The sequence below is a fragment of the Nocardia sp. NPDC003345 genome (assembly GCF_053589395.1).
Map to the genome: position 1 here is coordinate 21,404 of NZ_JBSFRU010000040.1, position 8,400 is coordinate 29,803.

Annotated in this window: 8 protein-coding genes; 5 read left to right on the forward strand and 3 right to left on the reverse strand. The window is 68.9% G+C overall.

Annotation, left to right across the window (positions count from 1 at the left end; genetic code table 11):
* A complete protein-coding gene (locus ACWDU1_RS07675; RefSeq protein WP_449996497.1) occupies positions 1–942 on the reverse strand; it encodes a hypothetical protein in 942 nt (313 codons plus the stop codon).
* Positions 943–1,109: 167 nt separating this feature from the next.
* On the opposite strand from ACWDU1_RS07675, the gene galT reads away from it, so the two are divergent.
* Positions 1,110–2,231, forward strand: coding sequence for a galactose-1-phosphate uridylyltransferase (gene galT / locus ACWDU1_RS07680; protein ID WP_449996499.1), 1,122 nt, complete (start codon positions 1,110–1,112; stop codon positions 2,229–2,231).
* A 24-nt stretch (positions 2,232–2,255) separates the two neighbouring features.
* On the opposite strand, the gene ACWDU1_RS07685 is transcribed toward galT, so the two are convergent.
* Positions 2,256–3,140, reverse strand: a complete 885-nt coding sequence (locus ACWDU1_RS07685) for a YdcF family protein (protein ID WP_449996501.1) — start codon at positions 3,138–3,140, stop codon at positions 2,256–2,258.
* Between the two features lie 208 nt (positions 3,141–3,348).
* Here ACWDU1_RS07685 and ACWDU1_RS07690 point away from each other — a divergent pair, with 208 nt between their 5' ends.
* The 3 genes from ACWDU1_RS07690 to ACWDU1_RS07700 all read left to right on the forward strand — a co-directional run bounded on the left by ACWDU1_RS07690 (position 3,349) and on the right by ACWDU1_RS07700 (position 6,029).
* Positions 3,349–4,224: a bifunctional 5,10-methylenetetrahydrofolate dehydrogenase/5,10-methenyltetrahydrofolate cyclohydrolase gene (locus ACWDU1_RS07690; RefSeq protein ID WP_449996503.1), complete on the forward strand. Its 876-nt coding sequence runs from the start codon at positions 3,349–3,351 to the stop codon at positions 4,222–4,224.
* 121 nt (positions 4,225–4,345) lie between these two features.
* Positions 4,346–4,828, forward strand: coding sequence for a cation:proton antiporter regulatory subunit (locus tag ACWDU1_RS07695; RefSeq protein WP_449996504.1), 483 nt, complete (start codon positions 4,346–4,348; stop codon positions 4,826–4,828).
* A gap of 10 nt (positions 4,829–4,838) precedes the next feature.
* On the forward strand, positions 4,839–6,029 hold the full coding sequence (locus ACWDU1_RS07700) for a cation:proton antiporter (RefSeq protein ID WP_449996505.1): 1,191 nt from the start codon (positions 4,839–4,841) through the stop codon (positions 6,027–6,029).
* 98 nt (positions 6,030–6,127) lie between these two features.
* Here ACWDU1_RS07700 and ACWDU1_RS07705 read toward each other — a convergent pair whose 3' ends face one another.
* Positions 6,128–6,478 (reverse strand): hypothetical protein, encoded by a 351-nt coding sequence (locus ACWDU1_RS07705; RefSeq protein ID WP_449996507.1) that lies wholly within the window; start codon positions 6,476–6,478, stop codon positions 6,128–6,130.
* 319 nt (positions 6,479–6,797) lie between these two features.
* Here ACWDU1_RS07705 and ACWDU1_RS07710 point away from each other — a divergent pair, with 319 nt between their 5' ends.
* Positions 6,798–8,351, forward strand: coding sequence for an AIM24 family protein (locus ACWDU1_RS07710; protein WP_449996509.1), 1,554 nt, complete (start codon positions 6,798–6,800; stop codon positions 8,349–8,351).
* Positions 8,352–8,400 lie beyond the last annotated feature (49 nt).

The following is an 8,400-nucleotide window of genomic DNA, read 5'->3' on the forward strand; positions in this document are numbered from 1 at the left end:
TCACCGGCCCGCCTCCGGCAGCGCCTTCGGGGCCCGGGGCCGCAGCGCCCGCCCGACCGCCGCCGCCTCGTCCGCGGATCCGACATCGCGCAGATCGGCCAGCCCGGTGCGGATATCCACCCGGTCCTCGGCCAGGCCGATCGTCAGCGCGATGAGCTCGCAGACCGCGCCCGGATCGTCGAGCCGCAGGAAGTTCTGCCCCAGCAGCCCGTGCCAGTGCGCCGCGATCTCCGGGTCGCGGTAGTAGGAGGACTGATTCGGCAGGATGTAGTGGATATGCCAGCGCTCGGCGAGTTCACGGTAGATGGATTCCACCGAGATATCGGTGCGGATATGGTCACCGAGGACGGCGCGGATATGGCGAGAGGCCAGCCGGGGTTTGTTGAGTTCGTCGCCGATCAGGAAGAGATAACCCTTCGCGCCGCGTTTCTCCCAGGCGTCGGTGACCACGTGCTCGGCCATGAAATACGCCGCGAGTTCGTAGCTTTCGGACTTCTGCCCGCCGCCCCCGCCCTCCAGCAGGATCGTGCGCAGTTGTTCGTCCATCCGGTTGTCGGATTCGAACTGCCCCACCTGCAGGGGCGCGCGGTCGGTATCGGCGTCGCCGATCGCCCCGAAAAGGATCTGCGGATCGTCGGCGTAGCCCCTGTCGCGCAGCAGTCCGTGCAGTTTCCCGAGTTTGCGCTGCATGATGATCGGCACCCGGCCCATCGATCCGGTGACATCGAAGAGCACCGCGATCGGTAGCGAATTCCCGTGCTCGGCCGAATCCCGGCATTCGCGCGTCCGCACACCGAAGGGATCGAGGTCCGGATGCACCGTCCAGGTGTCGTACGGCCGATTCCGCAGCTCCGCGGTATAGCCGAAATCATCGATACCGTGGCTCGCCCGGTAGTCCTCGGCGGCGCGGTACGCGCTGTGGTCCCAATTGCCGTATCCCATCGGGGATCACCTCCGCATTGTTTTAGTCTGTTCGACCATAACCAATCGGATGTCGAATGGCAAGGCGATTGCCGACGCGCTTTGCCCGGAGGTTCGCGGGCCCGGGCCGCGCCAACCCGCCGGGATGGATTGGACCGGCCGGGGCCACGAGCTGGTTATCGTGAGGCGTGCCCACCCGTATCGTGAAGCGCACCGCCACCCTCGCCGACGGTCGCGACCTGATCTACTACGACGACGCCGATACCCGGCTGGGGCCGGAGCGCCGGATCGACACCCGGCGGCTCGAACCCAGACCGCCCACCGCGGTGATGCGCCAGGATGTGCTCACCGGGGAATGGATCTCCATCGCGGCTGCCCGGCAGAGCCGGGTGGTACTGCCGCCGGCCGATCTCGACCCTCTCGCCCCGCAGACGCCGGGGAATCCGTCGGAGATACCGGATAACTACGATGTCGCCGTCTTCGAGAACCGCTCACCGTCGTTCGGCCCCGCCCTGCCGCCCGCGGTGCCCGGCGAACCGCCCGCGCCGGACGGCCTCGAGGATATGACCGCGCTCGGTTTCGGGCGCGAGCGCGTGGCGGTCGGGCGCTGCGAGGTGGTGTGCTTCAGCCCCGAACACGAGGGCTCCTTCGGTGACCTCACCCCGAGCCGGGCCCGCACCGTGATCGAGGCCTGGGCCGACCGCACCGCCGACCTCTCGGCGCTGCCCGGGGTGCAACAGGTCTTCCCGTTCGAGAACCGGGGCCGGGCGATCGGTGTCACGCTGCCACATCCGCACGGCCAGATCTACGCCTACCCATATGTGACACCCCGGACCGCCCGCCTGCTCGACTCGGTCCGCCGACTGGGCCCCGATCTGTTCGAGCGCGTACTGGAAACCGAACGCGCGGGCGGCCGGGTGGTGCTGGAAGGCCGGCACTGGACCGCTTTCGTGCCGTTCGCGGCGCGCTGGCCGATCGAAGTGCATCTGCTGCCGCACCGGCAGATCCCCGATCTCGCGGCCACCGACGAGGCCGAACGCGACGAACTGTCCACGCTGTACCTGCGGCTGCTGCGCGGCATCGACGCCCTCTACGACGATCCCACCCCCTATATCGCGGCCTGGCATCAGGCGCCGGTCCACACCGGACGCGACGCCGTCCGCCTGCACCTGCAGCTCACCTCCATCAGGCGCGGCGCCGACAAGATCAAATATCTGGCCGGTTCCGAATCGGCGATGGGCGCGTTCATCGCCGATATCCCACCCGACGAGGCCGCCGACCGGATCCGGTCGGCGGTGGCGTCGGTATGACCCGCGCGGCGTCGCGCGGGCGGATCAGCGGCTGGTGCTGAGGCGGAAGGTGCGGGTGGCGTCGAGGTAGATGCTGTACTGCGCCTGTTTGCTCGGCGGTGGCAGCTGGGAGACCAGCTGGTTCAGCGAAGTCGTGGCACCCACGACGGGGATCCCGGCGACGAAGAGATCGGCGACGGCCCGCCGGATATGGTTCGGCGAGGTCACGGCCACCGCGCTGTTCATCCCCAGGCCGTGCAGGATCTCGGCGCTGAGCAGTGCGTTGGCGACCGTGGAACCGGCGCGGTTCTCCACATGGATGCGGTTGGCCGGAATACCCCTCCCGACCAGCCAATTGCGCATCGCTTCGGCCTCGGTGATGCCGTTGCTGGGGTTGTTCCCGCTGACCACGATGGGCGAGAACGGGGAGGCCAGCGCCTGCAACCAGGCGGCTTGCAGGCGTTCGACCAATTCGGGCCGGGGGGTGCCGTCGGGCAGCAGACCGAAGCCGAAGACCACGATTCCGGTCTGCGGGCCCACCAGGGCCGGCAACGGGTTGGGGAGGGTGGCGATACCCGCCCCGACGGCGTGCAGAACGCGGTCGGTCCCGGCGGCCATACCACCGTCGACGGCGCGCAGCCGCCCCATCGCATCGTTCATGGCCGGGATATCGCCGGCGTAGTGCGACCAGATGGCCTGCAGCGAGAGCGCCTCGGCGTCGGTGGGGTCGCGGCCGATCAGATCGTTGAGCGCCGCCCGGCCGGCGATGGAGTCGCCGTCGGTGAAATGACGCTGGGCGGTGTTGTACAGGGCGTCCGTTTCGGGACTGGCATACGCGGGAGAGCCGAAGAAACCGGCCAGGGAAACGCTCGCGGCGGCGGAGACCGCCACCAGATACTGCAGACTTCTGTGACCTCTGCGATTGTGCACTACGGCGACACCTTTCCACGGGGGAGCTGGGCTTTCGTAGATTTCGATCGGGGGGTGAACTGAGGGTTGCGGTATATGTGGCCACCCACCCTAGATCCCGGCGCAACCCGAACCCGGGATTTGCCGCTGTCCGATTCGTGACATGTCCCGAACTCCCGGCGACGCCGGTCGCGGATCCCGGGACGGGGCGGGGCTAGGCTGAACGCCCGTGGATACCGCAACGTTGACCGGGAAAGACCTCGCCGCATCCCTGAACGCCGAAACCACGGCGCGGGCGAAAACGCTCACCGAGCAGGCGGGCCGCGCGCCGCGGCTGGCGCTGGTGGTCGCGAACGACGATCCGGCCAGCGCGTGGTACGTGAACTCGCTCAAGAAATCGGCCGCCAACCGTGGCATCGACTGCGAGATCATCGATCTCGGCGCCGACGCCACCGCCGAGGCCCTGCGCACCGAACTGTCGGTCCGCAGCGCCGACCCCGAGACCGACGCCATCATGTTGCAGACCCCGCTGCCCGCGGGGGTCGCCCTGGACGAGGTGTCCCCGGCGATCGCGGCCCCGAAGGACGTGGACGGGGTGAGCCCGCTGTCGCTGGGACTGCTCACCGCCGGGTCGCCCGGGTTCGCGCCGGCGACCGCGGAGGCGGTGGTCGAATTGCTGAAACATCACGAAATCCCGCTGGAAGGGCGGCACGTGGCCGTGGTCGGCCGCTCCAACGTGGTGGGCAAACCGCTGGCGCATCTGCTGCTGGCCGAGAACGCCACCGTGACCGTCTGTCATTCGCGCACCGCCGACCTGCCCGCGGTCACCTCGGCCGCCGATGTGGTGGTGGCCGCCGCCGGCCGGATCGGGCTGGTGACCGGCGCGAACGTACGCTCCGGGGCGGTGGTCGTCGATGTGGGCACCAACGAATCCGCCGAGGGGAAGATCGTCGGCGATGTGGACGCCGAATCGGTCCGCGGTACCGCCGCGGCGCTGAGCCCGGTCCCCGGCGGCGTGGGGCCGGTGACCACCGCGTTGCTGATGCGCCACGTCGTCATGGCAGCCGAGCAGGCCCACCGGATGCGCGGCCTCACCGAGGCATGATCCCGAAGCCGCGCGGCGCCCACGCTGGTACTCGCCGGTGTTTCGGAACCGCGCGTCACCGGGTAGCGCTAGGGTGTGTGCGGCTATCGGCCCACACTCACAGTCGAGTTAAGGTGACATCGTGAACGTCGAAGTGACACCCCTGCCGGGTATAGGCGTACGCAAGGATTTTCCGCTCACCGCGGTGCGCCGGCGGATCGGGGTCGTCGATCACAAGGACGGGACCATCGACCTGATCTTCACCAAGATCGGTGATCCCGATGCGACCACGCAGATCCCGATGACCGAGGCCGAAGCCGGCACTCTGGCGAATCTCCTGGGCGCTCCGCAACTGGTCGGCCAGCTGCGCAACGACCACCGGGATATGGCCGGTGTGAACACCCGGCAGCTGCCGGTCAACGAGAATTCGCCCTACGACGGGCGGACCCTGGGCGAGACCAGGATGCGGACCCGGACCAAAACGTCCATCGTGGCGGTGATGCGCGCGGGGCAGGCCATGCCCGCGCCGGGCCCGGATTTCGTGTTCACCGGCGGCGATGTGCTCATCGTGGTGGGGACCGCCGATGGTCTCGACAGCGCCGCCGATATCTTGAAAGACGGCTGATACCAAGGCGATGCATGCGGACGCGCTGGCGCTGATCCAGCTGGGGGCGGTGTTCTTCGGGCTCGGAGTGCTCGGGAGGATCGCGGCCCGGATCGGGATGTCCCCCATTCCTCTCTACCTGCTGGGCGGGTTGGTATTCGGGGAAGGAGGTTTCCTCCAACTACACGAGACCGGTGAGTTCATCTCACTCGCCAGCGAGATCGGTGTCGTACTGCTGCTGTTGCTGCTCGGTCTCGAGTACAGCGCGGCGGAATTGTTCACCGGTATGCGCCGATCCTGGATGGCCGGTCTGCTCGATCTCGTGCTCAACGCCACGCCGGGCGTGATCGTGGCACTGTTGCTCGGGCTGGGGCCCACGGGTGCGCTCGCCATGGCGGGCGTCACCTACATCTCCTCATCGGGCATCATCGCCAAGGTCCTCAACGATCTCGGCCGGCTCGGTAACCGCGAGACGCCGGTGATCCTGTCGATCCTGGTCTTCGAGGATCTGGCGATGGCTGCCTATCTGCCGGTGCTGACCGCGGTGCTGTCGGGCCTGGGGTTCGTCGCGGGCCTGCAGTCGCTGGGTATCGCGCTGCTGGCGGTGACGGTCGTGCTGGTGGTGGCGTTCCGGTACGGCAAGTACGTCTCGGCGATCGTGGCCAGCGAGGACAACGAGATCTTCCTGCTGAAACTGCTCGGGTCGGCGCTGCTGGTCGCGGGAGTGGCCTCCTCCCTGCAGGTTTCGGCGGCGGTCGGGGCGTTCCTGCTGGGTATCGCGATATCCGATACCACCGCGCACAGCGCCACGAAGATCCTGGAACCGCTGCGCGATCTGTTCGCGGCCATGTTCTTCGTCCTGTTCGGGCTGACCACCGATCCGCGCAGTATTCCGCCGGTGCTCGGATGGGCCATCCTGCTGGCGGTGATCACCACGGTCACCAAGATCGCGACGGGCTGGTGGGCGGCCGCGCACGCCGGGTCGGCGCGGCTGGGCCGGGCGCGCGCGGGCGCGGCGCTGGTGGCCCGCGGCGAATTCTCCATCGTCATCGCCGGTCTCGCGGTGGCGGCGGGCGCGGTGCCGGACGAATTCGCGGCGCTGGCCACCACCTACGTTTTGCTGATGGCCGTGGTGGGGCCGATCGCCGCCCGTATCGTCGAGCCGACGGTGCGGTTCGTCACCCGGCAGCCCAAACCCGAGCCGGATACCGCCGGGGAGTAGGACGCGGGCGGGAGGCGGCACCCACCGCGTCCGGTGTCGTCGATGATCCGCCGATCGGCCCCGCGGCGAAGGAGGCCGATCGGCGGATCGGGCGCCGCTCAGGCGGCGACGGCGCGGTGCAGCGAGTGCAGCACCGTGTCGACGTCGTCCACATCGACGACGAGCCGGGTGTAATCCGTGCCGCGGAGATCGATCCGGACGGCCTTGCCGCCGAACAGGGTGTCCCAGAACTCCTTGCGCCCCTTACCGCGGAAGGTACCCGCGGCGATCGCACCGGGAAAGAACGCACCCGGCGCGCGTACCCAGGGCGGGCGCAGGTCGATCTCGGCCGGCGCCGCGGTGACGATGTCGGTGAGGTCGAATGTGATCCGTTCGCACAACGACAGCACCCGATGGGTGCCGCGGACGTGTACGGTGACGGTGCTGCCGATGATCTCGATATCCACCATGGGTTCCTCCCTGATGCCGAGTTCCACTCGTCCTCTTCCAGAGTGCCGTCGGGTGCTGTTCTGCGGCTGTGTGGATGCTGTGAAAATTCTCAGGATCGGCGCGGTGCCGCGGATCGTCGCGGGACAGCCGACGGCCGGATGTCACCGCAGGTGGGAGCGGTCGGTATCAGCGGGTCCGGTCTCGCGGTGGCGCGGTGCGGCCGGTATCGGTCAGACTCGTCGGTGTGGATCAGAAAATCGAACGGATGCGCGGCCGCGGGCCGGGTATCCCGCGGACCACACGGCGTTCGCGGTGCGCACGGGGCCGGGGTGATTCGAGGTGAGCACGCTCGCTCCGGGGGAGAACCGGCCCGCGCCGGGGGACCGGCTGACCGTCACGGTGACGTGTTCCGCGCCGGTCGACGTCTCGGCTCTGCTGCTCGCGGGCAACGGCAAGGTGCGCTCCGACGGTGATTTCGTGTTCTTCAACCAACCGGCCGGGCCGGGAGTCACCTACCGGCACGGCCGCGGCGCCGGTGACGCCGTCGATGTGCAGACCCCGGTGCTACCCGCCGATATCGACAAGGTGGTGGTCACCGCCAGTCTCGACGGCAGCGGCCCGCCCACCTTCGGGTCGGTGGGATCACTGACCGCGACGGTGACCGGACCGCAGGGCACGCTCACCTTCCCGGTCTCGGGGCTCAGCACCGAAACCGCTGTCGTATGCGTCGAGATCTATCGCCGTGCCGGCACCTGGAAGGTCCGCGCCGTCGGCCAGGGCTACGACAACGGCCTGGCCGGTATCGCCACCGATTTCGGGGTGAACGTCGACGACGAACCGGTGGCACCCACCTCGGCGCCGCCGCCGTCGCGCACCGATCCCACGATGGTCGCCAATCCGGTGGCGGCACCGCAGTATCCGGCGCCGTCCGGTCATCCCGCGCCGCACCCGGGGGGTGGTTATCCGCCGCCCGGTTCCGGCACGCCCTATCCGGGGCCGGCGCAGCCGCCGGGCTATCCGCCGCCGCAACAGCCCTATCCGCCCGCCCAGGGCTATCCCGCGCAGCCCGCGCCTGCCTACCCGGACCGGCCCGCTCCGGCGGCGCATTCACCGCAGCACACCCCCGCCTTCTCTTCTCAGCAAGGAGCTCCGCCGATGCACAGCGAGTTGTTCGACCCGCGCCATGCCGAGGTGTCCGGTATGGGCATCCAGAAGCAGGGCGGCAAGATGATCAAGGTCGGGGTGAACGGCGAAACGCTGGTCCGGTCCGGATCGATGGTCGCCTACCAGGGCGAACTGCATTTCCAGGCCCTGGGTTCCGGAGGAATCGGCCGGGCCATCCAGCAGCGGCTCACCGGTGAAGGCGTACCGCTGATGAAGGTATCCGGCCGGGGCGACCTGTTCGTCGCCAACGGCGCCGCGGATGTGCACATCATCGACCTGGACGGCACCGACGGACTCACCATCAACGGATCCAATGTGCTCGCGTTCGATCCCACGCTGGGCTACGACATCCGGATGGTGCAGGGCGCGGCGGGATACGCCAGTAACGCCGGCCTGTTCAACTGTGTGTTCAGCGGTCGCGGCCGGATCGCGATCACCAGCCACGGCACCCCGGTGGTGCTCAATGTCGACCAGCCCACCTACGCCGATCCGCAGGCGGCGATCGCCTGGTCGTCCAGCCTGCAGACCGGGGTGAAGCGCAACGATTCGTTCGGTCTGGGCCGGCTCATGGGCCGCAGCACCGGCGAGGGGATCACCCTCGCGTTCTCCGGCCGCGGATTCGTGATCGTTCAGCCGTCGGAGCTGCCGCCCGGCGGGATGCTCGGCGGTACCGGTGGCGGGCAGGAAGCGGGCCAGAGCGGCGGTCTGCTGGGCGGTCTGCTCGGCTGACCCGGCGCCGTCGGTGCGGATCCGGCCGCCGGGGGCGCCGGTGTGGTAT

What these genes read in the sequence shown, in the direction of transcription:
- ACWDU1_RS07675 (WP_449996497.1), bottom strand. Translation starts at nt 942, where the DNA reads ATGGGATACGGCAATTGGGACCACAGCGCGTACCGCGCCGCCGAGGAC.
- ACWDU1_RS07700 (WP_449996505.1), top strand. Translation starts at nt 4,839, where the DNA reads ATGCATGCGGACGCGCTGGCGCTGATCCAGCTGGGGGCGGTGTTCTTC.
- ACWDU1_RS07705 (WP_449996507.1), bottom strand. Translation starts at nt 6,478, where the DNA reads ATGGTGGATATCGAGATCATCGGCAGCACCGTCACCGTACACGTCCGC.